This window comes from Mesorhizobium sp. M0968 (assembly GCF_040319065.1).
Classification (GTDB): Bacteria; Pseudomonadota; Alphaproteobacteria; order Rhizobiales; family Rhizobiaceae; genus Mesorhizobium.
Window position 1 is genome coordinate 340,671 of sequence record NZ_JAMYNL010000006.1, and the last position, 24,440, is coordinate 365,110.

At 63.4% G+C, this 24,440-nt stretch carries 22 protein-coding genes; 11 read left to right on the forward strand and 11 right to left on the reverse strand.

Going from position 1 to position 24,440, the window contains the following annotated elements; translation table 11 throughout:
* The first annotated feature begins 40 nt into the window (after positions 1-40).
* Positions 41-913: an AraC family transcriptional regulator gene (locus NKH67_RS14120; protein ID WP_353031171.1), complete on the forward strand. Its 873-nt coding sequence runs from the start codon at positions 41-43 to the stop codon at positions 911-913.
* Between the two features lies 1 nt (position 914).
* On the opposite strand, the gene NKH67_RS14125 is transcribed toward NKH67_RS14120, so the two are convergent.
* On the reverse strand, positions 915-1,397 hold the full coding sequence (locus tag NKH67_RS14125) for a MarR family winged helix-turn-helix transcriptional regulator (protein WP_254816029.1): 483 nt from the start codon (positions 1,395-1,397) through the stop codon (positions 915-917).
* Positions 1,398-1,600: 203 nt separating this feature from the next.
* The gene (locus NKH67_RS14130) at positions 1,601-2,323 is read right to left on the reverse strand and encodes an intradiol ring-cleavage dioxygenase (RefSeq protein ID WP_353031173.1); all 723 of its coding nucleotides are present in this window, start codon (positions 2,321-2,323) and stop codon (positions 1,601-1,603) included.
* A 196-nt stretch (positions 2,324-2,519) separates the two neighbouring features.
* Here NKH67_RS14130 and NKH67_RS14135 point away from each other — a divergent pair, with 196 nt between their 5' ends.
* Both NKH67_RS14135 and NKH67_RS14140 read left to right on the forward strand, forming a co-directional pair.
* On the forward strand, positions 2,520-3,593 hold the full coding sequence (locus NKH67_RS14135) for a CobW family GTP-binding protein (RefSeq protein WP_353031175.1): 1,074 nt from the start codon (positions 2,520-2,522) through the stop codon (positions 3,591-3,593).
* A gap of 144 nt (positions 3,594-3,737) precedes the next feature.
* Positions 3,738-4,712, forward strand: a complete 975-nt coding sequence (locus NKH67_RS14140) for a WD40 repeat domain-containing protein (RefSeq protein ID WP_353031177.1) — start codon at positions 3,738-3,740, stop codon at positions 4,710-4,712.
* An 8-nt stretch (positions 4,713-4,720) separates the two neighbouring features.
* Here NKH67_RS14140 and NKH67_RS14145 read toward each other — a convergent pair whose 3' ends face one another.
* Entirely contained in the window at positions 4,721-5,230 is a 510-nt protein-coding gene (locus tag NKH67_RS14145; RefSeq protein ID WP_352872303.1) for a hypothetical protein, read from the reverse strand.
* Positions 5,231-5,334: 104 nt separating this feature from the next.
* Here NKH67_RS14145 and NKH67_RS14150 point away from each other — a divergent pair, with 104 nt between their 5' ends.
* The 3 genes from NKH67_RS14150 (at position 5,335) to NKH67_RS14160 (ending at position 8,962) form a co-directional block, all read left to right on the forward strand.
* Positions 5,335-6,717, forward strand: coding sequence for an aspartate aminotransferase family protein (locus NKH67_RS14150; RefSeq protein WP_353031179.1), 1,383 nt, complete (start codon positions 5,335-5,337; stop codon positions 6,715-6,717).
* A gap of 14 nt (positions 6,718-6,731) precedes the next feature.
* Positions 6,732-8,153: a glutamine synthetase family protein gene (locus NKH67_RS14155; protein ID WP_352681515.1), complete on the forward strand. Its 1,422-nt coding sequence runs from the start codon at positions 6,732-6,734 to the stop codon at positions 8,151-8,153.
* Positions 8,154-8,239: 86 nt separating this feature from the next.
* Complete coding sequence (locus NKH67_RS14160) at positions 8,240-8,962, forward strand: UdgX family uracil-DNA binding protein (protein ID WP_352470171.1); 723 nt, start codon at positions 8,240-8,242, stop codon at positions 8,960-8,962.
* A 1-nt stretch (position 8,963) separates the two neighbouring features.
* Here the strand turns inward: NKH67_RS14160 and NKH67_RS14165 are convergent, their stop codons facing one another.
* The 4 genes from NKH67_RS14165 to NKH67_RS14180 form a co-directional block, all read right to left on the reverse strand.
* Positions 8,964-10,229: a glycerate kinase type-2 family protein gene (locus NKH67_RS14165; protein ID WP_352872309.1), complete on the reverse strand. Its 1,266-nt coding sequence runs from the start codon at positions 10,227-10,229 to the stop codon at positions 8,964-8,966.
* Positions 10,230-10,404: 175 nt separating this feature from the next.
* The gene (locus NKH67_RS14170; protein ID WP_352872311.1) at positions 10,405-10,911 is read right to left on the reverse strand and encodes a heme-degrading domain-containing protein; all 507 of its coding nucleotides are present in this window, start codon (positions 10,909-10,911) and stop codon (positions 10,405-10,407) included.
* 74 nt (positions 10,912-10,985) lie between these two features.
* Positions 10,986-12,299 (reverse strand): guanine deaminase, encoded by a 1,314-nt coding sequence (guaD, locus tag NKH67_RS14175; RefSeq protein ID WP_352830253.1) that lies wholly within the window; start codon positions 12,297-12,299, stop codon positions 10,986-10,988.
* 1 nt (position 12,300) lies between these two features.
* Positions 12,301-13,518, reverse strand: coding sequence for a urate hydroxylase PuuD (locus NKH67_RS14180; protein ID WP_352614357.1), 1,218 nt, complete (start codon positions 13,516-13,518; stop codon positions 12,301-12,303).
* Positions 13,519-13,658: 140 nt separating this feature from the next.
* Here NKH67_RS14180 and NKH67_RS14185 point away from each other — a divergent pair, with 140 nt between their 5' ends.
* From NKH67_RS14185 to dps, 4 genes are all read left to right on the forward strand, one after another.
* Positions 13,659-14,579 carry a LysR family transcriptional regulator gene (locus tag NKH67_RS14185; protein WP_352480068.1) on the forward strand — a complete coding sequence of 307 codons (921 nt, stop codon included), beginning with the start codon at positions 13,659-13,661 and terminating at the stop codon, positions 14,577-14,579.
* A gap of 75 nt (positions 14,580-14,654) precedes the next feature.
* A complete protein-coding gene (locus NKH67_RS14190) occupies positions 14,655-15,668 on the forward strand; it encodes an LLM class flavin-dependent oxidoreductase (protein ID WP_353031181.1) in 1,014 nt (337 codons plus the stop codon).
* A complete protein-coding gene (locus tag NKH67_RS14195) occupies positions 15,665-16,918 on the forward strand; it encodes an LLM class flavin-dependent oxidoreductase (protein WP_353031183.1) in 1,254 nt (417 codons plus the stop codon). Before NKH67_RS14190 ends, NKH67_RS14195 begins: the two co-directional genes overlap by 4 nt.
* A gap of 145 nt (positions 16,919-17,063) precedes the next feature.
* Positions 17,064-17,552 carry a DNA starvation/stationary phase protection protein Dps gene (dps, locus tag NKH67_RS14200; protein WP_352469859.1) on the forward strand — a complete coding sequence of 163 codons (489 nt, stop codon included), beginning with the start codon at positions 17,064-17,066 and terminating at the stop codon, positions 17,550-17,552.
* 8 nt (positions 17,553-17,560) lie between these two features.
* Here dps and xdhC read toward each other — a convergent pair whose 3' ends face one another.
* The 4 genes from xdhC to uraH all read right to left on the reverse strand — a co-directional run bounded on the left by xdhC (position 17,561) and on the right by uraH (position 22,821).
* Positions 17,561-18,550 carry a xanthine dehydrogenase accessory protein XdhC gene (gene xdhC / locus NKH67_RS14205; RefSeq protein WP_353031205.1) on the reverse strand — a complete coding sequence of 330 codons (990 nt, stop codon included), beginning with the start codon at positions 18,548-18,550 and terminating at the stop codon, positions 17,561-17,563.
* Between the two features lie 62 nt (positions 18,551-18,612).
* Complete coding sequence (xdhB, locus tag NKH67_RS14210; RefSeq protein WP_353031207.1) at positions 18,613-20,964, reverse strand: xanthine dehydrogenase molybdopterin binding subunit; 2,352 nt, start codon at positions 20,962-20,964, stop codon at positions 18,613-18,615.
* Positions 20,964-22,445, reverse strand: a complete 1,482-nt coding sequence (gene xdhA / locus NKH67_RS14215; protein WP_352469858.1) for a xanthine dehydrogenase small subunit — start codon at positions 22,443-22,445, stop codon at positions 20,964-20,966. Before xdhA ends, xdhB begins: the two co-directional genes overlap by 1 nt.
* Position 22,446: 1 nt before the next feature.
* Entirely contained in the window at positions 22,447-22,821 is a 375-nt protein-coding gene (gene uraH, locus NKH67_RS14220; RefSeq protein WP_352469857.1) for a hydroxyisourate hydrolase, read from the reverse strand.
* Between the two features lie 173 nt (positions 22,822-22,994).
* On the opposite strand from uraH, the gene puuE reads away from it, so the two are divergent.
* Entirely contained in the window at positions 22,995-24,425 is a 1,431-nt protein-coding gene (puuE, locus tag NKH67_RS14225) for an allantoinase PuuE (RefSeq protein ID WP_353031185.1), read from the forward strand.
* Positions 24,426-24,440 lie beyond the last annotated feature (15 nt).

Here is a 24,440-nt window from a genome sequence, read left to right on the forward strand (position 1 = left end):
CATCCGAAAAGGGGGCCAATCCGAGGCTGCGAGTGAAGCGATGGCGCACGATCTGGACCGGGAAGCCTTTCAGGGTCTTGGACGTTTGTGCGTGGATGCAGCCGAGAACTGCATCGTACCGGCACCCGGTGCTGCCGGGATGGAACGCATCGAGGCCCGGTTCCACGGCAATGCCTTCGATCTCCATCGCCACGACACCTATGCGATCGGGGTGACGCTTTATGGCGTGCAGCGCTTCCGCTATCGCGGCCAAATGCATCAGAGCCTGCCTGGCCAGATTATTGTCCTTCATCCCGACGAACTGCACGATGGCGGTGCCGGCACCGAAGACGGCTTGCGATACAGAATGCTCTATTTGGAGCCGTCCCTGATGCTCGATTGTCTCGGCGGCGGATCACTGCCATTCGTCGGGAATGCCGTGGTGACAGACCGCGATCTCCGCGCGACGCTGCTTTCGGCGCTCGGGCCGCTGGATCAGGAACTGGACGAGCTGTTTGTCGTCGATTTCATGACGCAGCTTATGCAAAGCCTAGCGCGGCACGCCGGTCAGCGGGCGAAACCGGTAGCGAAAACTGCGTGGCGCGCCGCCAGCCTGGCGCGCGACTATCTGGAGGAAAATGTTGCGCGGATTGTACGTTCGCATGAATTGGAGGCGATAACCGGATTGGACCGTTATGCCCTGTCGCGGCATTTCCGCGCCACCTTCTCCACCAGCCCGCACCGGTTCCTGTTGATGCGCCGGCTTCAACGAGCCCGTCGGATGATCGAAGCCGACGAGCCGCTGGCGCAAATCGCCATCGCAGCCGGCTTCAGTGATCAAAGCCATTTCAATCGGCATTTCAAGAAGGCGTTCGGCGTCACACCGGGACGCTGGTCGGCACTGACGCGGCGGCCGTCAGCGGCGAACGCGTGAGCTATTCAAGCATCTTGTCTTCGATATCCAGTTCGTCATCCGGGAGCACCATTTCGCCGTTCGACAGGTTCGCCTCGACGCGGGCAAGCAGCTTGAACAGCGCTTTCTGGTCCTTCTTGTCGAGACCCTTCAATGCCTGCTTTTCGGTCTTCTTCACCGACTTCTCGATGGCGTGGATGATTTCGCGACCGGTGTCGGTGAGGAAAATATGCGCCTGGCGGGCATCGGCGGACGAGGCCCGCTTCTCCAGAAAGCCCTGCGCCTGCAGCCGGTTGATGGTCTTGGTGATGGTCGGCGGACGCACGCCGAGGCGGCCGGCAAGGTTGCCGGGCGTCTGCCCGTCCTCGCGGTCGAGCGCCAGCATGATCTGGTCCTGGCCGGCATAGAAACCATGCGCCAGAAGCCGGGCGGCGAGCGCCGTGCGCGCCAGCCGCGCCGCCGAATGCAGCCGGCTCATTGTTGCAGTCTTGTCCGCCTTGGCCATGCTCATCCCTCCTCGGCCGAACCGGAGCGGGCAGCATAGAAGCAGGCCGCCGGTTGGCAATGACGATCGAAAACATTCCGGCTCGGAAAATAGCTTTGCCGGCAAGCTTCGCGGTGTTCGCCGTGGCTAATGCCAGATGTTTATTTCAGTTAGATGACAAACGACTTTCCGCAATGGCTGGATGGGGACGTGACGAGGCGTTCTCAACCGGCTTTCACCGCGACCACCATCAACGCCTGATAGGCGTCCGCCATTTCCCGCAGCGCTGCCTGCGACAGCGGCCCGGCCTGCCGCGCAATGCCGTCCCGCGCGTTCGATGTATCGCGTTTGCCGGGGCGATCTTTATAGGGCGCGACGGTGGCGAATATCTGCTCGCTGAGGCTGTCGGGGAAGAACATCTGGCCGGTCATCACCGAGCGGTCGTCGGGGAAGATCTTGAAATGGATGTGGGTGGTGCGGCCGCGATACCAGCCGGGATAGATGGTGGCGAAAGAAGCGATGCCGCTTTCATCGGTTCTCTGCCAGCCGCGGAGAAAGCTCTGGCCGGACGTGTCGATATCCTGCCCGTCGCCCTGTCCGGGATAGCCGGAATAGGTGCCCTGGGCATCGCAATGCCAGATATCGACGCGTGCGCCGGAAAGAGGCCGGCAGGCGGCGTCGACGATTTGCAGCCGTACATTGAGGGCGATGCCCTTCTTGCCCTCGGTGATATCGGCGCGTTCGAGCTTCGGGTCGAAATAGAACGGCCCTTCGGTGACCTCGGGCGTGATGGCGCAGACGCCGGCACCGGCTTCGAACAAAGCAAGCCCGGCATAGGGCAAAACCTGCCCGGCCCTTGCACCGGCGGGCAGGAATACGCCGCCAGCGGTAACCGCAACGAGACCGAGCGCCTGCCGACGGCTCAGTGGCAAGGACTTGTCGGACATCTGGCGCCTCTTCAACGCGAACAACTCCGTAAATGACCCCGCCTATCTAGGGCCCGCTGTCAGGCGGCGCCAATGAAAGTTCGGTAATGTGAGGAAAGTTCGGCAATACCAGCCCTCTTTGGCCCACCGGTTTGCCTCGTGCAAAAGCCGAGCACACATCCTATATGGAGCCGACAATCCCTATTCGAGGCAGAATATGAGCGACGCACAGACGCAGATCCCCGTAACCGTCCTCACCGGCTATCTCGGCGCCGGCAAGACGACACTGCTCAACCGCATCCTTTCGGAAAACCATGGCAAGCGCTACGCCGTCATCGTCAATGAATTCGGCGAGATCGGCATCGACAACGAGCTGATCGTGGAATCCGACGAGGAAATCTACGAGATGAACAATGGCTGCGTCTGCTGCACCGTGCGCGGCGACCTGATCCGCGTCGTCGAAGGCCTGATGCGCAGGCCTGGCCGCTTCGACGCCATCGTCGTCGAGACCACAGGCCTCGCCGATCCCGTGCCGGTGGCGCAGACCTTCTTCATGGACGACGACGTGCGTTCGAAGACCAGGCTCGATGCGGTGGTGGCGCTGGTCGACGCCAAGCACTTGCCGCTGCGCCTCAAGGATTCCCGCGAGGCCGAGGACCAGATCGCCTTTGCCGATGTCGTCGTGCTCAACAAGACCGATCTGGTCACCCCCGAAGAGCTGAGCAAGGTGGAGGCGACGATCCGCGCCATCAACCCGGCGGCACGAATCCATCGCACCACGCGCGCCAGCGTGGCGCTGTCCGAGGTGCTCGATCGCGGTGCGTTCGACCTGTCCCGGGCGCTGGAGAACGATCCGCACTTCCTCGAGGCGCATGACGATCACGACCATCATGATCATGATCATGATCATGACCACCATCACCATGATCGCGACGGCCATGATCACCACGATCATGACGGGCATCATCATGCGCACCCTTCCGACATCCATGACGTGACTGTGCAGTCGGTGTCGCTGCGCGGCGGCGAGATGGACCCGAAAAAGTTCTTCCCGTGGATCGAGAAGGTCACCCAAATGGAAGGCCCGAACATCCTGCGGCTGAAAGGGATCATTGCGCTGAAAGGCGATGACGAGCGCTATGTCATCCAGGGTGTGCACATGATCATCGAGGGCGACCACCAGCGCGCCTGGAAGGACGACGAGAAGCACGAGAGCCGGCTGGTGTTCATCGGCCGCGAACTCGACGCCGAGCGACTGAAGACAAGCTTCGGGGCCTGCCAGGCCGCTTGATTTAGCTGCCCTTTCTTCCTTCTGAGAGAAGTGCAGCCTAAACGCTGGCGGTCTCTCCTCACCACGATCCGAAGCACGGGTTGAGACCCGCAGCTCAACCCCTTAAGGGTGAGGCAGCAGAAATCTCGAACGGAATGATCTCTCATGCCAACAGTCGCCCCGCTCGATCTCGAAGGCCACTGCCTCGCCGCCGTGTTTCTCGGCGACGTGCCGCATTTTGCGCTGGCCGACGGCACAATCCATCGGCTCGACCACGGCCACAAGACGGTGCAGGCCAATGACGGAATGCTCGCCGCCTTCCATGATGCGGCAAACGACCGACTGATCACCGGTGGTGAGGACGGCAGGATCTTTGCCGTGACCCCAGGCGGCAATACAATGGAATTGGCGACCGCAGGCAAAAAATGGATAACCAGCGTCGCCGCCGGGCCGCAAGGCGCTGTTGCCTATGCTTCGGGCAAGATTGCCTATATGCGCTTTGCCGATGGTAAAACCAGGGAATTCTCGCATTCGCGCTCGGTCGAGGGGCTTGCCTTCTCGCCCAAGGGCATGCGCTTCGGCGTTGCCCGCTATAATGGCGCGACGCTGCATTTCCCGGCCGCCGACGGCAAGCCGGTCGAACTCGAGTGGGCCGGCGCCCACACCGGCATCACCTTCTCGCCGGACGGCGGCTTCGTCGTCACCTCCATGCAGGAAAACGCGCTGCATGGCTGGAAGCTCGCCGACGGCAAGCACATGCGCATGTCCGGCTACCCCGGCAAGGTGAAAAGCCTGTCGTGGAGCGCCAAGGGCAAATGGCTGGCGAGTTCCGGCGCGCCGGCGGCGATCGTCTGGCCGTTTTCCGGCAAAGACGGGCCGATGGGCAAGGCGCCGCTGGAACTCGGCACGCGCGGCAATGCGATGGTCACCTCCGTCGCCTGTCACCCGAGCCAGGACGTCGTTGCTATCGGCTATGATGACGGGATGGTGATGGCGGTGCGCTTCGCCGACGCCAAGGAAGTGCTGTTGCGCCGGCCGGGCAAAGGCGCCGTCACCTCGATGATGTGGGACAAGGAAGAGCGCCGCGTCGCCTTCGGCAGCGCCGCCGGCGATTGCGGCGTCATCGATATTTCGGCGTAGCCTGTTACTTACTCGGCTCCGCAGGATACTTTGCCGGTCAATTCAGCCTGCTTGCCGTCCTTTTCGGCATCGGCCGTTACATCATAGATTGAGAGCAAATAGCGACCGTCATAGACGCCTTCGTCGCTGGCCTTGGTCAGGATCGCCAGTTCGACATAGCCGTAGGCGTTTTCGACCTGCCGTTCGTGGTAGACGAGCAGCCGCAATTCCTTGTTGTCGAGCCAATATTGCGTGAGGTTCTGATCCTCGAACACCGTCTTGCGCAGACTGTCGGCAGCCGGCCTGCCCAGAATCTCGAGCTCACCGCTAAAATTGAAGGTCGGCCCGCCCATGCCTCTGGTGACCCCGGCACCGACCTGAAATTTGACGGCTGCATCCTCGGCGGAACACCAGATGCCGCCCGACCCCAGAGCCGCACCAACCGACGACAGCAGCGTTGCTGCGCAGACGATCGCCCGCACCATCTTGTCCCCTCCGGCCGAAGTACCATTCGGCGCCCGAAGGCGGCTCGCGGTCAAGCGCCTGTTTCCATTTAAATGACCGCTGACCCAACACAGGGCAGCCGCCCGGCCAATTGCGGTGGCGGATGCCGATTGTCTAAAGTGCGACTGAGAGGGACGCCATGAACGTCATGAACCATGCAAAGACTTCCATCGGCGGCATCGGCCCGACTCGGATCGCCGAGTTGCGCGCGACCGAGGCAGAAGTCTTTCGCCGGGCGCGGCCAAAATCGATGGCGAAAATCGGCAATGGCCTGCCCGGCTTCTTCGGCGGCGTGCCGATGCATTGGATGAACGACTGGCGGACGCCGTTCCCGATCCTTGTCGATAGTGCCAGGGGCGCCATCATCAGAGATATCGACGGCAACCGGCTCGACGATTTCTGCCTTGGCGACACCGGTTCGATGTTCGGTCATTCGCCGCCGCCGGTCGCACGCGCCATCCGCAGGCAGGCCGGACGCGGCCTAACCTACATGCTGCCTGCCGAGAACGCGCTCGCCATCGGGCCGCTGCTGCAGCAGCGTTTCGGCTTGCCGTTCTGGCAGATCGCGACGACGGCGACCGACGCCAACCGCTTCGCGTTGCGGGTTGCCCGCGCCGTTACCGGCCGGGAGAAGATACTGGTCTTCAACGGCTGCTATCATGGCTCGGTCGACGAGACGATGGTGCGGCTGGTCGCCGGGAAAGCGGTGAATCGACCGGGACTGGCCGGCGAGTTCCGCGACCTGACGCGGGCGACTGATGTCGTCGAGTTCAACGATCTGCCGGCGCTCGACGCGGCACTCCGGGGCAACGATGTCGCCTGCGTCATCGCCGAGCCTGTGCTGACCAATTCCTGCATGGTGCTGCCCGAAGCCGGCTTTCATGATGGTTTGCGGCGTCTCACCCGTGCGACCGGCACGCTGCTTCTAATCGACGAGACGCATACAATCTCGACCGGTCCCGGCGGCTATTCAAGCAAATACGGGCTGGAGCCGGACCTGTTCGTGCTGGGCAAGCCGATTGCCGGCGGCGTACCGGCGAGCGTCTGGGGCATGAGCGAAGAGGTTGCGGCCCGCTATGCCGCTTATATCAGCCGGAAAGAGCCCGGCTACTCCGGCATGGGGACAACGCTGTCGGCCAATCCGCTGCAATTCGCAGCGATGCGCGCCACGCTCGAATACGTCATGACCGACGAGAACTACAGCCATATGGACCATCTGGCGCGGCGGCTCGACGCCGGGCTGACCGCCGTCATCGATCGCTATCGTCTGCCCTGGCATGTTGCTCGCGTCGGTGCCCGTGTCGAGTTCATCTGCGCGCCGGGCCCGCTGAGGAACGGCGGCGAAGCGGAAGCTGCGCACGTGCCGGAGCTCGAGGCGGCAATCCATGTCGCGCTGGTCAATCGCGGCGTGCTGATCGCACCCTTCCACAACATGATGCTGATCTCTCCTGCGACCAGCGCCGCCCAGGTGAACCGGCTGATCACTGCCTTCGGCGCGGTTGCGGCAAAGCTTACGGCGTGAGACAAGCTTGCGGCATGAAACAAGCGCCCAAGCAAAGCTTGAACCTGGTCACGGCATCCCCTTCGGGTTCGACGCCCGCCGAGGCGCAGGCCTTTCTCGACGCTCATCCCCAGATCGAAGCGTTCGACATCGTGCTGACCGACGCCAATGGCGTCGGGCGCGGCAAGATCGTGCGCCGGCATGAGTTGATGAGCATCTTCGAGGGGGGCCGGCACATGCCGATCTCGATCCTCGGCCTCGACATCACCGGCGAGGATGTTCACGAGACCGGGCTGATCTGGACGACGGGCGACGGCGACCTGCGGGCGTGGCCGATCCCCGGCACACTGGTGCCGCTGTTCGGCACCCAGCCGCCGCGCGGTCAGGTGCTGATGGCGATGTACCATCTCGATGGCCAGCCGATGTCGTCCGACCCGCGGCTGGCACTCGCCCGCCAGGTAGACATCCTCGCGGCCCAGGGCCTGCATCCGGCCGGCGCCTTCGAGCTCGAATTCTTCCTGCTCGCCAACGAGCGCGACGCCGAAGGCAAGGTGCAGCCGGCGCACGCGGTGCTTGACGGACGCCGCTCGGCCAAGACTGAGGTCTATTCCGTCGACCATCTGCACGGCATGGAGCCGCTGTTTTCCGACATCTACGCCGCAGCCAAGGTGCAAGGCATCCCGGCCGAGACGGTCATCTCGGAATATGCGCCCGGCCAGTACGAGTTGACGCTCAACTACCGCAAGGATGTGATGCGGGCGGCCGACGATCTCGTGATGCTCAAGCGACTCGTGCGGGCGCAGGCGCGCCGTCATGGTGTCACCGCTTGCTTCATGGCCAAGCCGATCGAGAAATATGCCGGCTCGGGCATGCATTTTCATGTCTCGCTGCTGGACGATGCCGGCAAGAATGTCTTTGCCGAAACCGGCGGCGAAAGCTGGTCGCTGCCGCTGCTGCGCGGCCTCGGCGGACTGATCCAGACGATGGCGGAATCGATGCTGGTCTTCGCGCCGCATGCCAATTCATGGCGGCGCTTCGTCTCGCAATCCTATGCGCCGGTGGCGCCGACCTGGGGCGTCAACAACCGTTCGGTGGCACTGCGTGTGCCGGCCGGCGATGCCAAGAACCGCCGCATCGAGCACCGGCCATCGGGCGTCGACGCGAATCCTTACCTAGTGGCAGCAACGGTGCTGGCCGGTGTCGTCAAGGGCCTCGACGAAGGCCTCGATCCCGGTCCCGAAACCACCGGCAATGGCTACGAATCGGCCGTCACGCGCACGACGATGCCGGTGGACTGGCGTGCCGCGATCGAGGCGGCAAGGGCGTCGACCTTCCTCAAGGGCGCATTAGGCGAAGACCTGCACCGGACGTTCGTGGCGATCAAGCAGTCGGAATATCTGCGGGTGGCGCGCACGGTCAGCGAACTGGATTATCACCTCTATCTGCACGAGGTGTAGGGCATCACATCGTCAGCCATCCGCCGGTGAAGGCCCATGCGGAATAATTTCAACGGAACCTTCGGCGGGCTTTGCTCATTGCGTGTCTGATTGCAGGAGCGAGCAAGGCCGCCTTAGTTATGATCGCCAGGATGCAGACAACCCCGACGCCGCACCATGCCAAAGTGCAGGCAAGACGCTTGCCTGCAAGCAAGTCTCCGGAAACGACAGAAATCGACGCCAGGACAATTCCTGAACTGCGCGAAACGGCCAAGATCTGCCGCCGCTGTCCGCTATGGCACGACGCCACGCAGACCGTGTTCGGTGAGGGCCCTGATAAAGCCAAGGTGATCTTCGTCGGCGAACAGCCGGGCGACCAGGAGGACCTGGCGGGCAAGCCCTTCGTCGGTCCGGCGGGCAAGGTGTTCGACGCGATCCTGGACGATGCCGGCGTCGATCGGCTGAAAGTCTACGTCACCAACGCGGTCAAGCATTTCAAGTTCGAGCCGCGCGGCAAGCGGCGCATCCACTCCAAGCCGAACGCCGGCGAGGTGCAGGCTTGTCGCTGGTGGCTCGACAAGGAAATCGATCTGATCAAGCCCAATCTGGCGGTGGCGCTCGGCGCAACGGCGGCGCAGGCGCTGCTCGGCAAGGTGGTGCCGATCATGAAGATGCGCGGGGCCGTCGTGGAGCGTGACGATGGCTTGCGTGTCTTCGTCACCATCCACCCGTCCTTCATCCTGCGCATTCGCGAGCCGGCGGACAGGCAGGCAGAACGCGACCGGTTCCTGCAGGATATGAGAGCGGTGAAAAAGCTGATGGCCGCCTGAGCTATTTGATCAATATCGCCCGGAGATCGTTGACGTTTGTGCCGGTCGGACCGGGTACGAAAAGGTCATCTACGGCATTGAATGCCGTCCAGGCGTTGTTGCCGGCAAGCATGGCCTTGGCATCGATGCCCGCCTTATGCATCCGCGACACTGTCGAGCCGTCGGCGAAGGCGCCGGCATTGTCTTCCGAACCGTCTATGCCGTCGGTGTCGGCGGCCAGTGCGTGGACGCCCGCCATGCCGCTGATCCCAATGGCGAAGGCGAGCAGGAATTCCGAGTTGCGGCCGCCTTTGCCTTGCGCACGCAAGGTCACGGTCGTCTCGCCGCCCGACAGGATCAGCACCGGTTTTGCGAATGGCCGGTTGCGCGTCGCCACTTCGCGCGCGATTGCAGCGTGGACGCCGCCGACCTCACGCGCCTCGCCCTCGATGGAATCGGAGAGAATGACCGCTTCGATACCTTGGTACCTGGCTTCGGCCGCAGCCGCTTCCAGCGATACGCCGGCCGAGGCGATCAGATGTACCTCGTTGCGCGAAAAACGCGGATCATCGACGCGCGGTGCATCGGCGGCCGGCGAATTGATGTGCGCCATCACTGAAGCCGGTAGTTTCATGTCATAGGCGGCGATCGACGCTAATGCATCTTCGCGGCTGCCGGAATCGGGAACGGTCGGGCCGGAAGCGACCAGCGCCGGGTTATCGCCCGGAATGTCGGAGACCACGAGCGACACCACCTTGGCTGGATAGGCAGCGGCCGCCAGCCTGCCGCCCTTGATCGTGGAAACATGTTTACGGATGGTGTTCATCGCGGCGATCGGCGCGCCGGAGGCGAGCAGCGCCTCGTTGACGGCGATCTCATTGGCCAGCGTCAGACCTTCGGCAGGTGACGGCAGCAGCGCCGAGCCGCCGCCCGAAATGAGCGCCACGACGAGGTCGTCCGCAGTCAGTCCCTGGACCTTTTCGAGCAGCCGCCGGGAAGCTTCTAGCCCCGCGGCATCCGGCACCGGATGCGCCGCCTCGATGATCTCGATGCGCCGGCAGGCCGCGCCATAGCCGTAGCGGGTGACGACCAGCCCTTCGATCGGCCCGTCCCACACTTTCTCGAAAGCCGCCGCCATCTGCGCCGAGCCTTTTCCTGCACCGATGACGATCGTCCGTCCCTTCGGCCTTGCCGGCAAATGATCCTTGATCGTCCTCTGGGGATCGGCGGCGGCAACGGCGGCGTTGAAGATCGAAATGAGAAAGGACTTGGGATCGAGCGCGGTCATACTGAGCTACCACGGACGCTGTGCGAGCTTCTGCGGCGTTTGCGCTGCCCCTCACCCTTACCCTCTCCCCGTATAGAGACGGGGAGAGGGGATCGCCAGCGTTGGAGCGTTGCCCTTCTCCCCGTCACTACGCGGGGAGAAGGTGCCGGCAGGCGGATGAGGGGCAGCGCCAACGTCACGATGTTGCTTCCGGCGGCAGGACCAACTCCTGGCTATCGACGCCCAAGTAGCTACACAGCGTATGGACGACAACTCCGTGGTCCTCGCGCTCCGGTAGACCGGAGACGGCGATCACGCCGATGACGCCAGCGCCCTTGACAGTGATGGGAAAGCCGCCACCGGCCAGCACATAGTCGGCAACGTCCAGCCCTTCGCCGGGCTTGAAGCTGCGGTCGGGGCGCTGCTGCTCCAGCACAATGCGGTAGGTGCTTTTCAGGAACCGCCGCACGACGTTGATCTTGCGCCGCGCCCAGTCCGGATTGGAGGCGTTCGAGCCGGGCATTGCCGCATAGAACAGCGGCCGGTCGAAAGTTCTGATATCGACGATGATTGGCAGGTTTTCCTTGAGAGCCCGGTCGCGGATCGCCGAGCCGATGTCGAAAGCGACGGCTTCGTCGAAGGCCGAAAAGACAAGCGTGGCTTCCTGTTTCTTGATCAGAGCGATGTCGTCCGCAACGGCCATGTCGTTCCCCTGTCGATCTCGCCTGTTGCTTTGGCGGATGGCTGCCGCCCGGTCAAGCCGGCCGCATACGACGGCTAAACCGCTATATCCGCCTTGGCCGCCCGGCCGGCGACATAGACCTCGCGCACGGCGCGGTCGTCGCCGAGTGTCTGCAGCAGAAACAATTCCTCGGCAAGCGTGTCCGCCGTCTCCACCCGCAGCCGCATCGCCGGCGTGGCGCGGGCGTCGAGCACGATGATATCGGCGTCGCTGCCTTCCTCCAGGGTGCCGATCTTTTCCGCAAGCGACAGCGCCTCGGCATTGCCGCGGGTCAGCTGCCAGAAGGACTGGAACGGATTGAGCTTCTCGCCGTTCAGCGCGATCACCTTGTAGCCCTCGTCCATGGTGCGCAGCATCGAATAGTTGGTGCCACCGCCGACATCGGTGGCTGCGGCGATGCGAAGCGGCTTCTCGCGGCGGCTATAGCGCTGATAATCGAACAGGCCCGAGCCGAGAAACAGGTTGGAGGTCGGGCAGAACACCGCCACCGAGCCGCTATCCGAAAGCGCATCCGCCTCGCGCTCCGACAGGTGGATGCAATGGCCGAACAGGCTTCTGCGCCCGAGCAGCCCATAGTGTTCGTAGATGTCGGTGTAGTCCCGCGTCTGCGGGTACAATTGCTGCGTGAAGGCGATCTCGGCGTGGTTTTCCGACAGATGCGTCTGCATGTGCAGATCAGGATATTCGCGGCAGAGCGCGCCCGCCATCTCCAATTGCTCGGGCGACGAGGTGATGGCGAAGCGCGGCGTGATGGCATAGTGCTGGCGCCCCTTGCCGTGCCACTCATCGATCAACGCCTTGCTGTCGTCATAGCCCGATTGCGGCGTGTCGAGCACGCCGTCCGGCGCGTTGCGGTCCATCATCACCTTGCCGGCGATGTTGAGCATGTTGCGGTCGTGCGACTCTGCAAAGAACGCTTCGGCAGATTCCTTGTGTACCGAGCAATAGGCCGCGACTGTCGTGGTGCCGTGGCGCAACACTTCATCCAGGAACAGCCTGGCGATACGGCGGCCATGCTGGGCGTTCTGGAATTTGGTCTCTTCCGGAAAAGTGTAGGTGTTCAGCCAGTCGAGCAGTTCGGCGCCGAAGGAAGCGATGACCTGCATCTGCGGAAAATGTGCATGCGCATCGATGAACCCGGGCAGCAGCAGATGTGGCCTGTGGTCGATCTTTTTTGTTCCCTCGCCCGCCTTTTTCTCGACCTCGGCATAGGCGCCAGCGGCAACGATCCTTCCGTCGCGCATCAGCAGGCCGCCATCTTGCTCGTAGCGCCAGGCGGAATGGTCGTCGATGGTTTCTGGCCAGCGCAAAAACGACAGCGTGCGGCCGCGCAGCAGCGTGCTGGTCATGCTATTTCCCCGCGCCTTCGAACCAGGCTACCAGCAGTGCCCGTTCCTTGTCGGTGATCTGGGTGACGTTGGCGGGCGGCATGGCGTGGCTGCGTCCGGCCTGCAGGTAGATCTCGCCGGCGTGCTCGGCGATGCCGGCATCGGTATCGAGCATCACGCCCTTAGGCGCGTGGTAAATGCCCTCGTAGGACGGCTCCGCTGCATGGCACATCGAACAGCGGCCAAGCACCGTATCGCGCACGGCAGGGAAATGCGCCGAGGCAACGTAGACCTGTGCCGCCGAGGACGTTTTGACCTCGCCGGTCAGCAGCTTCGGTGCCGTCGACAGCCAGATGATGACGACGAACAAGACGGCGGCGGCCAGCCAGGTCCAGGTAGGATTGCCTTTGCGCGCATGCCTGGTGTTGAAATAGTGCCGGATCAGCACGCCGATGATGAACACCAGCGAGGCGATGACCCAGTTGAACTCTGTCCCGAACGCCAGCGGATAATGGTTCGACAGCATCAGGAACAAAACCGGCAGCGTCAGGTAATTGTTGTGCAGCGAGCGCTGCTTGGCGATCTTGCCGTATTTCGGATCGGGCTTACGGCCGGCGATCAGGTCGGCGACGACGATCTTCTGGTTGGGGATGATGACCATGAAAACGTTGGCCGACATGATCGTCGCGGTAATGGCGCCGAGATGCAGGAAGGCGGCGCGGCCGGTGAACAGGTGGGTCAGTCCCCAGGCCATGAATACCAGCACCCCATACAGCACCAGCATCAGGCCGGTGTCGCTGTTGCCGAGCGGCGAACGGCACAAGAGATCGTAGACCACCCAGCCGACGCCGATCGTCGCCAGCGACAGCAAGATGCCTGTAGGCACCGACATAGCAAGGACATTCGGATCGATCAGGAACAGGTCCGCCCCGGCATAGTAGACGACGCACAGCATGGCGAAGCCCGACAGCCAGGTGGCGTAGGATTCCCACTTGAACCAGGTCAGATGCTCGGGCATCTCAGCCGGCGCCACCAGATATTTCTGCACATGGTAGAAGCCGCCGCCATGCACCTGCCATTCCTCGCCGAAGGCTCCGGCAGGCATGCCCGGACGCTGGCGCAGCCCGAGATCGAGCGCGACGAAATAAAAGGACGATCCAATCCAGGCGATACCGGTGACGACGTGCAGCCAGCGCACGGCGAAACTCAGCCAATCCCAGAATATCGCGAAATCCATCATGAAAAAATCGTCCCTGCCGATCCACTGACTTTACGGACTGGAGCGCAAACGGAAAGGGCCGAGCTGCACGATGACTTTCAAAAAAATTTGGAAAATACTAGGCTCGTTACACGCTGCCACATGAGAGCCACGAAAGCCGCATGGCCTATCTCGACAACATCGCCGTTTTCGTCCGCGTCGTCGAGCTCGGCAATTTATCGGCGGCTGGGCGCGACATGCGCATTTCGCCGGCGGTCGCTTCTAACCGGATCAAGGAGCTCGAGAAGCACCTGGGCGTCAGGCTGTTCAACCGCACGACGCGACAATTGATGCCGACCGAGCACGGCACCGTGTTCTACTCTGGCGCCAAGCAGGTGCTGGAGGCGGTCACCGAGGCGGAAGCGGCGGTCAGCGCGCTATCCGGCCAGCCGCGCGGCACGATAAAGGTGACAGCGCCGCTCGGCCTCGGGCGGCGGCTGGTAGCATCCGGAATCCCGGATTTCCACGACAGATACCCAGATATCGAGGTGCGGCTCCGGCTTTCCGATCACAATGTCGATATCATGAAGGAAGGCATCGACGTTGCGTTCCGGCTGGGCATCATCGAGGATTCCAGCCTCAGGATGCGCGGCATCATGGAGTGCGAACGCGTGCTGGTAGCGGCCCCGCAATATCTGGAAGTGCGCGGCGAGCCGAGCGAGCCGCAGGAGTTGATCGGCAAGAAACACGATTGCCTGATGCTGCGCTATTCCGGCGCGCGCGAATATGTCTGGACGCTGCAGACGCCGAATGGGCCGCAAAAATTCGAGGTGCACGGCCCCTACGATACCGATGATGGCGACGTGCTGACCGGCTGGGCGCTGTCCGGCCGCGGCATCATCAACAAGCCGCGCTTCGAGGTCGAGCCGTTTATCCGCGACCAGCGGCTGAAGGTGATCCTGAGCAACACGCCGCCGACGCCGGTGCAGTTCGCCGCCGTCTACCCGCACAAGAAGCTGCAGGATCCGAAGGTGCGGCTGCTGCTCGATTTCATGGCCGAGCGCTGCCAGCGGCTGATCAGGGATATTCTGGCCGGCAAATGATCGTCGGCTGGCCGGTTGCTTTGCGCCCAGCCGGCGAGATAATTCTCAAGGAATCTCGCTCAACAGGGAAAAGCGATGGCCAACGGCGCCACAATGTGTCTCGCCGTTTCACTGTCTCCGGAAGCCGCCCCTTCCCATCCGCCCGACGCCGGCTCGGACTTCAGTCTGCTGACGCGGTTCGTGCAAGAAGCCGAAGCGGCCGGTCTGGACATGGTGTTGCTGGGCGATTCCGCACCGGTTGCAGGCGGGCCGAACCGGCAAATGCGCTTCGAAGCAACGACCTTGCTGGCAGCGCTGGCTACGGTGACAAGCAGGATCGGTCTCGTCGCGGCAGCGTCGACGGTCGCCCACCAGCCCTATAATCTCGCGCGCCGTTTCGCCTCGCTCGATATCATCAGCCATGGCCGCGCCGGCTGGAACGCGAGCATGATGCCCGACCCGCGCGAGGCGGCCAATTTCAGCCGACAGGAAGGGTTTTCCGGCGATGATTTCCGCCTGCGCGCCGAGGAATTCATCGGCATCGTGCAAGGCTTGTGGAAAGGCTGGGACGCAGACGCGCTGCTGTTCGACAAAGTTGGCGGCCGCTTCTTCGATCCCGAGAAGATGCACCTTCTCGACCACAAGGGCGAATATTTTTCCGTGCGCGGGCCGCTCAACGTGGCGCGGTCGCCGCAGGACACGCCGGTGCTGGTCATGTCCGGCCTGTTCGGGCCCGACACGGATATCGCCGCCCGTACCGCCGATGTCGTCCTGCTGGATGAGGCATCGATCGAGCCGGCGAAGGCTGCCGATCTGAAGCGTCGTGCGCTTGCCTTCGGGCGCAGTCCGGAGGCGCTGAAAGTGCTGATGAACGTTACCGTCAGCGCCGAAATAACCGCCGCGCCGGACCTGTTTGCGGACAGGCTCGAAGAGTGCTTTCGCTCGAAAGCCTGCGACGGTTTCATCATCGCCATGCCGTTCACATCGGCGCTCGACGATTTCGTCGGTCTCGTGCTGCCGGAGCTTCGCCGCCGCGGCCTTGTCCGGTCCGGCTACAGCGCGGCGACACTGCGCGCCCATCTCGGGCTTGCAGGGGAGGATCGGCAATGAGCGCCGGTCGAGGCCAGATGAAGCTCGGCGCCTTCCTGTGGGCGACAGGCCACCACATCGCCGCCTGGCGCCATCGGCAGGCGCATGTCACGGCCGGCATCGACATCGATCACTACATCCAGCTGGCGCGGACGGCGGAAGCGGCGAAGTTCGACATGATCTTCTGCGAGGACGCCGCCGGCGTGCGTGAGGCCAATGTCGATATCGCCAGCCAGACCTCACGCTCGATCGGCTTCGAGCCGATCAGCCTGCTTGCCGCGCTCGCGGTGCAGACGGAGCGCATCGGCCTCGTCTCAACGGCGTCGACGAGCTATAACGAGCCTTACGGGCTGGCGCGAACCTTCCTGTCGCTCGACCACCTGAGCGGCGGCCGTGCCGGCTGGAACCTTGTCACTTCCGCCAGCCAGATCGAGGCCGCCAATTTCGGCTCGACCGGTCTGCGCCCGCATGCCGACCGCTATGAACGGGCGCGCGAATTCGCTGCCGTGGTCGCTGGCCTTTGGCAAGGCCAGGGCGGACACGAAGGCAGAAGCTTTTCGGTGCGCGACCCGCTTGATCTGCCGCGCTCGCCACAAGGTGCGCCGGTCATGGTTCAGGCGGGAGCGTCGGACGAAGGCCGCGATCTCGCCGCCCGGACCGCCGATGTGGTGTTCACTGCGGCGCAGACATTCGAGGAGGGGAAGGCCTTCTACGACGACCTCAGGGGACGGCTGGCGGCCTATGGGCGCGAGCCGGACGACCTCAAGATCATGCCTGGCGTCGCGCCGGTCGTCGCGGCAAGCGAAGCGGAAGCCCGGGCAAAACATGATGAACTGCAGGAGCTGATACCGGACGATGTCGGTGTCGCGCTGCTTTCCAGCTATCTCAGCATACCCGATCTCGCGCGCTATCCCATCGACGGACCGCTGCCCGAGCTGCCGGCCAGCGAAGGCATGCAGAGCCGGCAGGCGCTCGTCATCGAGCAATCACGCCGCGATAAGCTGTCCATTCGCCAGCTTGCCCGTCATTTCGCCGGCGCGCGCGGCCATTGGCGCGTCGTCGGAACGCCCGCCCAGATCGCCGACCAGCTCGAGGCACGCTTCGAGGGCGGCGCCGCAGACGGTTTCAACGTCATGCCATCCTATTTTCCCGGCCAACTCGATGCCTTTGCCACACTAGTCGTGCCGGAGCTGCAGCGGCGCGGGCTGTTCCGTACGGATTATGAAGGCAGCACGCTGCGCGACCATCTGGGCTTGAAAAGGCCGGCGTAAACGACGAGCGGAACGAAAGTCGGAGATCGCCGTTTTGGGATGCTGTGCCGCGGCGATGAGGGCGTCTGCGCGCATATTCGATTGACCATCCCAAACTTCGCCCTCTTTTCAAACCACGCGGACGCAACCGCCACAGGAGCCGATCATGGATGCCATCGCCACCCGCAATGACCTGCAATCCAATGCCAAGAAAGAGTGTATCGATCTTCTCAATGCCCGCCTCGCCGACGCCATCGATCTGGCCTTGATCACCAAGCAGGCGCACTGGAACGTCAAGGGACCGCAATTCATCGCCATCCACGAGATGCTCGACACGTTCCGCGAGGAGCTCGACGGCCATGTCGACACCATTGCCGAGCGCGCCGTACAGCTCGGCGGCACGGCGCTCGGCACCTCGCAGGAGGTGTCGAAGGCGACTATGCTGGAGGCCTATCCGACCGACATCCACAAGACCCGAGACCATCTGGCGGCGCTGATCGACCGCTATGCCGCGACCGCCAAGCGGGCACGCGCCGCGATCGACGAAGCGGCTGGCGCGGGCGACGCCGACACCGCCGACATCTTCACCGCCTATTCACGCTCGCTCGACAAATTGCTGTGGTTCCTTGAGGCGCACACGCAGGAGAAGGAATAGCCAAAACGTCAGCCAGCCATCGCCTTGCGGTGAGGGGCTTTGGACTGAGCGGACGGTGCCGCCGCATGGCCGGCCAACGCTGTCATAATCTCGGCTACGGCGAGTGCGGCGATCACCTGCGGGCGCTTGTCCTTAACGGCATCGCCGCCGATCGGCGAGACGAGGTGGGCAAATTCCGCCTCGCTTCCGTCCGCCGATGTCAGGAACCAGTTTCGGAACGTCGCCTTCTTGGTTCTGGAGCCGATCATGCCGACATAGGCGGCATCCCGGCGTTTCAGAGCCTCGGCGACGATCAGGAAGTCCAGCGCGTGGTCATGTGTAAGGACGACGAAGGCGGATCCAGCCGGGGCTTCGCGCACCATCGCCTCAGGCATCGGCGTCAGCTTGGTTTCGACCGCTTCCGGCATGCCTTTGAGCGCCTCGGCTCGCGTCTCGACAACGACGACATGCACCGGCAGCAAGGCCATCGCGGAGGCCAGCGCCTGGCCGACATGGCCGCCGCCGAGGATGTAGACATGCGGTCGCTGCGCTTCCTCGGTTTCCGCCGCCGCAACCAGCTTGGCTTCAAGCGCGGGGTCGACCAGCTGGATCAGCAGCTCGACCCTGCCGCCGCAGCACTGCCCGATGTCCGGGCCGAGCGCGATGTCGAGGGTGGCGCGGATATCCCTCCCCCTTGAGGGGAGGGTGGCGGCGAAGCCGCCGGGTGGGGTCGCCGCGGCAGTGCTCGACGCGCTGGCGGTACCTTCTGAGACGACCCCCTCTGGCCGCTCCGCGGCCATCTCCCCCTCAAGGGGGGAGAAAAGCATCTGTCGCGCTTTGTCGATCGCCATGTATTCGAGCTGGCCGCCGCCGATCGTACCGAAAGTGGCCGATCCTGAGACGAGCATGAAGGCACCCGTCTCGCGCGGCGTCGAACCTTTTGTCCGGGCCACCTCAACGAAGGCGACCCGGCCGGCGCCGGCAAGAAAGGCTTTCAGGCTCTGCACTTTCGCGTTCATCATTTGCGTTCCCTATCGGGAAATATAGAGTTTTTCGGCCTGAATTGCACGTTTTCCGGGATTCAAGTGCCGGTTTTGGCTTCGCGCTTCAGCCGTTCGATCGCCATCAGCACACGCTCCGGCGTGGCCGGCGGGTCGAGGCGCGGGCAGATCTTGTGGCTGGCAACGCTCGCCACTGCGTCCGACAGCGCATGCAGCACCGACATTGCGAGCGGAAAGGGCGGCTCGCCGACCGCCTTGGAGCGGTACACCGTCGGCTCGCCTGCTTGCGCCCAGTCGGCCAAAGTCACATTAAAAATCTTCGGCCGGTCCGACGCGAGCGGGATCTTGTAGGTCGATGGCGCATGGGTGCGCAGCCGCCCCTTGTCGTCCCACCACAGTTCCTCCGTTGTCAGCCAGCCCATGCCCTGGATGAAGCCGCCCTCGATCTGGCCGAGGTCGATGGCGCGGTTCAGCGAGCGGCCGGTTTCGTGCAGGATGTCGGTGCGCTCGACGATATATTCGCCGGTCAGCGTGTCGACAGACACTTCCGAGCACGCGGCGCCGTAAGCGAAATAGTAGAAGGGATGGCCCTCGCCCTTGTCGCGGTCCCAATGGATTTTCGGCGTCTTGTAGAAACCCGCCGCCGAAAGCTGGATGCGCGCCATATAAGCCTGCCTGACGAGATCGGCGAAGGCGATCTCCTGGTTGCCGATGCGCACGCGGTTGGGCAGGAACAGCACCTGGTCGCGCGGCACCTGGTATCTCTCGACGGCAAAATTGGTCAACCGGTCCTTGATCTGGCGGGCGGCATTCTGCGCCGCCATGCCGTTGAGGTCGGAGCCGGAAGACGCGGCGGTGGCCGAGGTATTCGGCACCTTGCCGGTCGTCGTCGCGGTGATCTTGACCTGATCGAGGTCGATCTGGAACTCTTCCGCCACAACCTGCGCCACCTTGACATAGAGGCCCTGCCCCATCTCGGTGCCGCCGTGGTTCAGATGCACCGAACCGTCGGTATAGACATGCACCAGCGCGCCGGCCTGGTTGTAGTGGGTGGCGGTGAACGAGATGCCGAACTTGACCGGCGTCAGCGCCAGTCCGCGCTTGATGAAGCGGCTGTTGGCGTTGAAAGCATCGATGGTGCGGCGGCGCCTCGCATAGTCGGAACTCGCCTCCAGCTCGGCGACTATGCGGTGGATGATGTTGTCCTCGACCGTCTGGTGATAGGGCGTGATGTTGCGGTCGCTGGTGCCGTAGAAATTCTTCTTGCGGATTTCGAGCGGGTCCTTGCCGACGGCAAACGCGACTTCGTCGATGACGCGCTCGGCGCCGACCATGCCTTGCGGGCCGCCGAAGCCGCGAAAGGCAGTGTTCGATACCGTGTTGGTGTAGAGCGGCGCCGATTGCGCGTGCACCGCCGGCCAGAAATAGGTGTTGTCGCAATGGAACAGCGCGCGGTCAGTGACCGGGCCGGAGAGGTCGGCCGAGAAGCCGCAGCGCGCCGCGAACATGAAATCTACGCCCAGAATATTGCCTTCGTCGTCGAAGCCGACCTCGTAGTCGACGAGGAAATCGTGGCGTTTGCCGGTGGCGATCATGTCGTCGTCGCGGTCGGGCCGGATTTTCACGGCCCGATGATGTTTCTTCGCGGCGATAGCGGCCAATGCCGCAAACTGATTGCCTTGCGTTTCCTTACCGCCGAAAGCGCCGCCCATCCGGCGGATTTCCACCGTCACCGCATGGCTCGGCACACCCAGCGCATGGCTGACCATGTGCTGGATTTCGCTCGGGTGCTGGGTCGAGGAATAGATGGTGACGTCGTGGTCCTCGCCGGGGATGGCCAAGGCGATATGACCTTCGAGATAGAAATGCTCCTGGCCGCCTATGCGCATTTTTCCCTTCAGCCGGCGCGGCGCCGCATTGATCGCAGCCGCTGCATCACCGCGCTTCAGCGTCAGCGGGGGCGTGACCAGCTTATCTTTCCGGGGATCGAGCTCACCGACATCGGCGACGAACGGCAATTCCTTGTATTCGACCTTGGCCAGCCTCGTTGCACGGCGCGCCTGCTCGCGGGTTTCGGCAATGACGCAGAAGATCGGTTGGCCAAAGAATTGCACCTTGCCGTCGGCCAGCACCGGCTCGTCGTGACGGCCGGTCGGCGAAATGTCGTTCTCGCCTGGCACGTCGCTCGCCGTCAGCACGTCGATGACGCCGGGTGCCGCGCGCACCGCCGATAGGTCCATGCTGGTGATGGTGGCATGCGCCGCCGTCGAAAGCCCAAGGCAGCCGTGCAGCGTGCCGGCCGGTTCCGGCATGTCGTCGATATAGACGGCCGTGCCACTGACATGCTTGTGCGCGGAATCATGGCGCTGGTCGGTGGCGACGCCGCCGGCGATTTTTTGCGCCTTCAGGTTTGGCGTGGCGTGCTTGTTCATCATGCAGCCTCGTGCCGTGATACCTGGATCGGCGCCCGGGTGCCGGTGGTTTCGGCAAAGAAGCGCAGCAGCAGGTTGCGCGCCGCCAGCGCCCGGTATTCGGCGCTTGCCCGCATGTCGGTTAGCGGCGTGAAATCGCCGGCATACGCGGCCATCGCCGCCTCGACCGTCGCTTCCGTCCAGGGCTTGCCAAGCAATGCCTTTTCGACGCCAAAGGCTCGCTTCGGCGTTGCCGCCATGCCGCCATAGGCGATGCGCACATCCGCCACCGTGCCATGCTCGGCGAGCTTCAGGAAAAACGCGCCTAGCGCTGCTGTGATATCTTCGTCGCGGCGCTTGGTGATCTTGTAGACGGCAAATTTCGTCTCGCTGCCCGGCACCGGAACATGCACGGCCTCGACGAATTCGCCGGGCTGCCGGTCCTGCTTGCCATAGGCGATGAAAAACTCCTCGAGCGGGATCGTTCGACGCTTGTCGCCGCGGCGCAGCGTCAGGCGGGCACCGAGTGCGATCAGCGGCGGCGGCGTGTCGCCGATCGGCGAACCGTTGGCGATATTGCCGCCGATGGTGCCCATGTTGCGCACCTGATCGCCGCCGATGCGGTCGAACAGCGGGCCGAGCGCCGGGATGCGTTTCGCCAGCGTCGAGAAGGCTTCGCTATAGGTGACACCGGCGCCGATCGAGATGACGCCCTTGTCCTCGGAAATCCCGCACAGACCATCGAGATTGCCGATGAAAACCGCCGGCGCAATATCGCGCATGTGCTTGGTCACCCAAAGGCCGACATCGGTCGAACCCGCGACGATAGTGGCGCCCGGCTCCTTGACGAGTACGCTGGCCAGATCGTCGGCATTGGCCGGCACGATCAGCCGCTTGTTGCCGGAGCCGATCTCGATGCGCGAACCGTCCTTCATCGCTTCGAGCTTGGCCGTGACTGCCTTGCGCTCCGCCGCCAACGGATCCTTTGCCGCCGTGCCGTAGCTGGAGATGGCACGTGCGGCGCGCATGATCGCCTCGTAGCCGGTGCAGCGGCAGAGATTGCCTTGCAGCGCCTTTTCGATGGCGGCGTCCGACGGCTCCGGCGCCCGCATCCACAGAGCATAAAGCGACATGACGAAACCCGGTGTACAGAAGCCGCATTGCGAGCCGTGGAAATCGACCATGGCCTGCTGCACGGGATGCAGTTTTCCTGCGTCGCCGCGCAGATGCTCGACGGTCACGATATGCGTGCCGTCTAGCGAGCCAAGGAAGCGGATGCAGGCATTGACGCTTTCATAGACCAGTGTTCCACCGGAGAGCCTGCCGACCAGCACCGTGCAGGCGCCACAGTCGCCCTCGGCGCAACCTTCCTTGGTGCCGCGCAGCGAGCGGTCGAGCCGCAGCCAGTCGAGCAGGGTCTGGTCCGGTGCAACCGTGCCGAGCGCGACGTCCTCGCCATTGAGGATGAAGCGGATTTCGTTGCGTGTCTTGATCCCTGCCATCTCAGCTTCCCCGGTAGGTCGAATAGCCGTACGGCGACAGAAGCAGCGGCACATGATAGTGCATCGGCTCGGCCATACCGAAGCGGATCGGCACATGGTCGAGGAAGGCCGGTTCCGCCAGTTTTGTCCCTTGCCCCCGCAGATAATCGCCGGCCGCAAAGACCAGCTCGTATTCGCCGGTGCGGAATTCCGCGCCGGCAAGCAGCGGAGCATCGCAACGGCCGTCATGATTGGTGACGACCGTTTTCAGATGCGTCCGGGCCTGACCGTCAAGATGATAGAGCTCGATCGACAGACCGGCCGCCGGTTTGCCGGCCGCAGTGTCGAGGACGTGGGTCGTCAGGCGCCCGCCTTCGGCTTTCGACGTTTCCGCCACTGGCTGCTCCATTCCCTGAACGGTCGAACACTATTCATGAATTGTGCGCCAATTAAAGGCGATGCATAAGTCCCGGTCGAGCGGAGCGCGACAAAAACACTTTCAAAAATTTCGGGGGAATGCGCAGGCACTCCTTTCGACTATCCTGATCACAATTTCCGGCAGGAGCGAGAATGCGTTACGAACGAGACATGCGCGGCTACGGAGCCAATCCGCCGGATCCGAAATGGCCCGGCGGGGCGCATGTCGCGGTGCAGTTCGTCGTCAATTACGAAGAGGGCGGCGAGAATTGCGTCCTGCACGGCGACAAGGCTTCGGAGGCTTTCCTGTCGGAGATCGTCGGCGCCGCGCCCTGGCCCGGCCAGCGCCACTGGAACATGGAATCGATCTACGAATACGGCGCCCGTTCCGGCTTCTGGCGATTGCTGCGCCTGTTCAGTGCGGCGCAAGTGCCGGTCACCTGCTACGGCGTTGCCACGGCCCTGGCGCGTTCGCCCGATCAGGTTGCGGCGATGCAGGAGGCCGGCTGGGAGATCGCCTCGCACGGGCTGAAATGGATCGACTACCGCGACCATGCGCCAGAAGACGAGCGCCGCGACATGGAAGCGGCGATCCGGCTGCATTATGAGGTCACAGGGGCGCGGCCGACCGGCTGGTACACCGGCCGCACCTCGATCAACACGGTGCGGCTGGCGGCGGAAGAGGGCGGCTTCGACTATGTGTCGGACACCTATGACGACGAACTGCCCTACTGGTTCGAGCATGTGGCACCGGACGGGTCGGCGAAGCCGCAGCTGGTCATCCCCTACACGCTCGACGCCAACGACATGCGCTTTGCCACGCCGCAAGGCTTCAACTCGGGCGACCAGTTCTTTGCCTATCTCAGGGATAGTTTCGATACGCTCTATGCCGAGGGCAAGGCAGGGCGGCCGCGTATGATGAACATCGGCCTGCACTGCCGCCTGGTCGGCCGGCCGGGCCGGGTCGCGGCACTGAAGCGCTTCATCGACTACGTCAAATCGCATGACAAGGTCTGGCTGGCACGACGCATCGACATTGCAAAACATTGGCAGGAGACGCATCCGTTCCGGTTGGCGCTGCGCCCGTCGAAAATGGAATTCGAGGCCTTCGTCCACACATTCGGCGGCGTCTTCGAGCATTCGCCGTGGGTTGCCGAGCGCGCTTATGAGCTGGAGCTCGGCCCGGCCCATGACAGTGCCGGCGGCCTGCACAACGCGCTCTGCCGCGTGTTTCGCGCGGCCAGCGAGGCCGAGCGGTTTGCCGTGCTCAATGCCCACCCCGATCTTGCCGGAAAACTGGCACAGGCCAAGCGGCTGACGGCGGAATCGTCGAGGGAACAGGCTTCGGCAGGGCTCGACGCGCTGACCGAGAAGGAGCGCGAGCTGTTCGCAAAACTCAATGCCGCCTACGTCACCAGTTTCGGTTTCCCTTTCATTATTGCAGTGAAAGGAAAGACCAAGGCGGAGATCCTGGCCGAGTTCGAGGCGCGTATCGGCAACAGCCACGATGTCGAATTCGAAACCGCCTGCAGACAGGTCGAGCGCATCGCGCTGCTTCGTCTCAAGGACATGCTTCCGCAATAGGGCTTCGGCTGCCGC

What these genes read in the sequence shown, in the direction of transcription:
- NKH67_RS14120 (WP_353031171.1), top strand. Translation starts at nt 41, where the DNA reads ATGGCGCACGATCTGGACCGGGAAGCCTTTCAGGGTCTTGGACGTTTG.
- NKH67_RS14125 (WP_254816029.1), bottom strand. Translation starts at nt 1,397, where the DNA reads ATGGCCAAGGCGGACAAGACTGCAACAATGAGCCGGCTGCATTCGGCG.
- NKH67_RS14130 (WP_353031173.1), bottom strand. Translation starts at nt 2,323, where the DNA reads ATGTCCGACAAGTCCTTGCCACTGAGCCGTCGGCAGGCGCTCGGTCTC.
- NKH67_RS14135 (WP_353031175.1), top strand. Translation starts at nt 2,520, where the DNA reads ATGAGCGACGCACAGACGCAGATCCCCGTAACCGTCCTCACCGGCTAT.
- NKH67_RS14140 (WP_353031177.1), top strand. Translation starts at nt 3,738, where the DNA reads ATGCCAACAGTCGCCCCGCTCGATCTCGAAGGCCACTGCCTCGCCGCC.
- NKH67_RS14150 (WP_353031179.1), top strand. Translation starts at nt 5,335, where the DNA reads ATGAACGTCATGAACCATGCAAAGACTTCCATCGGCGGCATCGGCCCG.
- NKH67_RS14155 (WP_352681515.1), top strand. Translation starts at nt 6,732, where the DNA reads ATGAAACAAGCGCCCAAGCAAAGCTTGAACCTGGTCACGGCATCCCCT.
- NKH67_RS14165 (WP_352872309.1), bottom strand. Translation starts at nt 10,229, where the DNA reads ATGACCGCGCTCGATCCCAAGTCCTTTCTCATTTCGATCTTCAACGCC.
- NKH67_RS14170 (WP_352872311.1), bottom strand. Translation starts at nt 10,911, where the DNA reads ATGGCCGTTGCGGACGACATCGCTCTGATCAAGAAACAGGAAGCCACG.
- guaD (WP_352830253.1), bottom strand. Translation starts at nt 12,299, where the DNA reads ATGACCAGCACGCTGCTGCGCGGCCGCACGCTGTCGTTTTTGCGCTGG.
- NKH67_RS14180 (WP_352614357.1), bottom strand. Translation starts at nt 13,518, where the DNA reads ATGATGGATTTCGCGATATTCTGGGATTGGCTGAGTTTCGCCGTGCGC.
- NKH67_RS14185 (WP_352480068.1), top strand. Translation starts at nt 13,659, where the DNA reads ATGGCCTATCTCGACAACATCGCCGTTTTCGTCCGCGTCGTCGAGCTC.
- NKH67_RS14190 (WP_353031181.1), top strand. Translation starts at nt 14,655, where the DNA reads ATGGCCAACGGCGCCACAATGTGTCTCGCCGTTTCACTGTCTCCGGAA.
- NKH67_RS14195 (WP_353031183.1), top strand. Translation starts at nt 15,665, where the DNA reads ATGAGCGCCGGTCGAGGCCAGATGAAGCTCGGCGCCTTCCTGTGGGCG.
- dps (WP_352469859.1), top strand. Translation starts at nt 17,064, where the DNA reads ATGGATGCCATCGCCACCCGCAATGACCTGCAATCCAATGCCAAGAAA.
- xdhC (WP_353031205.1), bottom strand. Translation starts at nt 18,550, where the DNA reads ATGAACGCGAAAGTGCAGAGCCTGAAAGCCTTTCTTGCCGGCGCCGGC.
- xdhB (WP_353031207.1), bottom strand. Translation starts at nt 20,964, where the DNA reads ATGAACAAGCACGCCACGCCAAACCTGAAGGCGCAAAAAATCGCCGGC.
- xdhA (WP_352469858.1), bottom strand. Translation starts at nt 22,445, where the DNA reads ATGGCAGGGATCAAGACACGCAACGAAATCCGCTTCATCCTCAATGGC.
- puuE (WP_353031185.1), top strand. Translation starts at nt 22,995, where the DNA reads ATGCGTTACGAACGAGACATGCGCGGCTACGGAGCCAATCCGCCGGAT.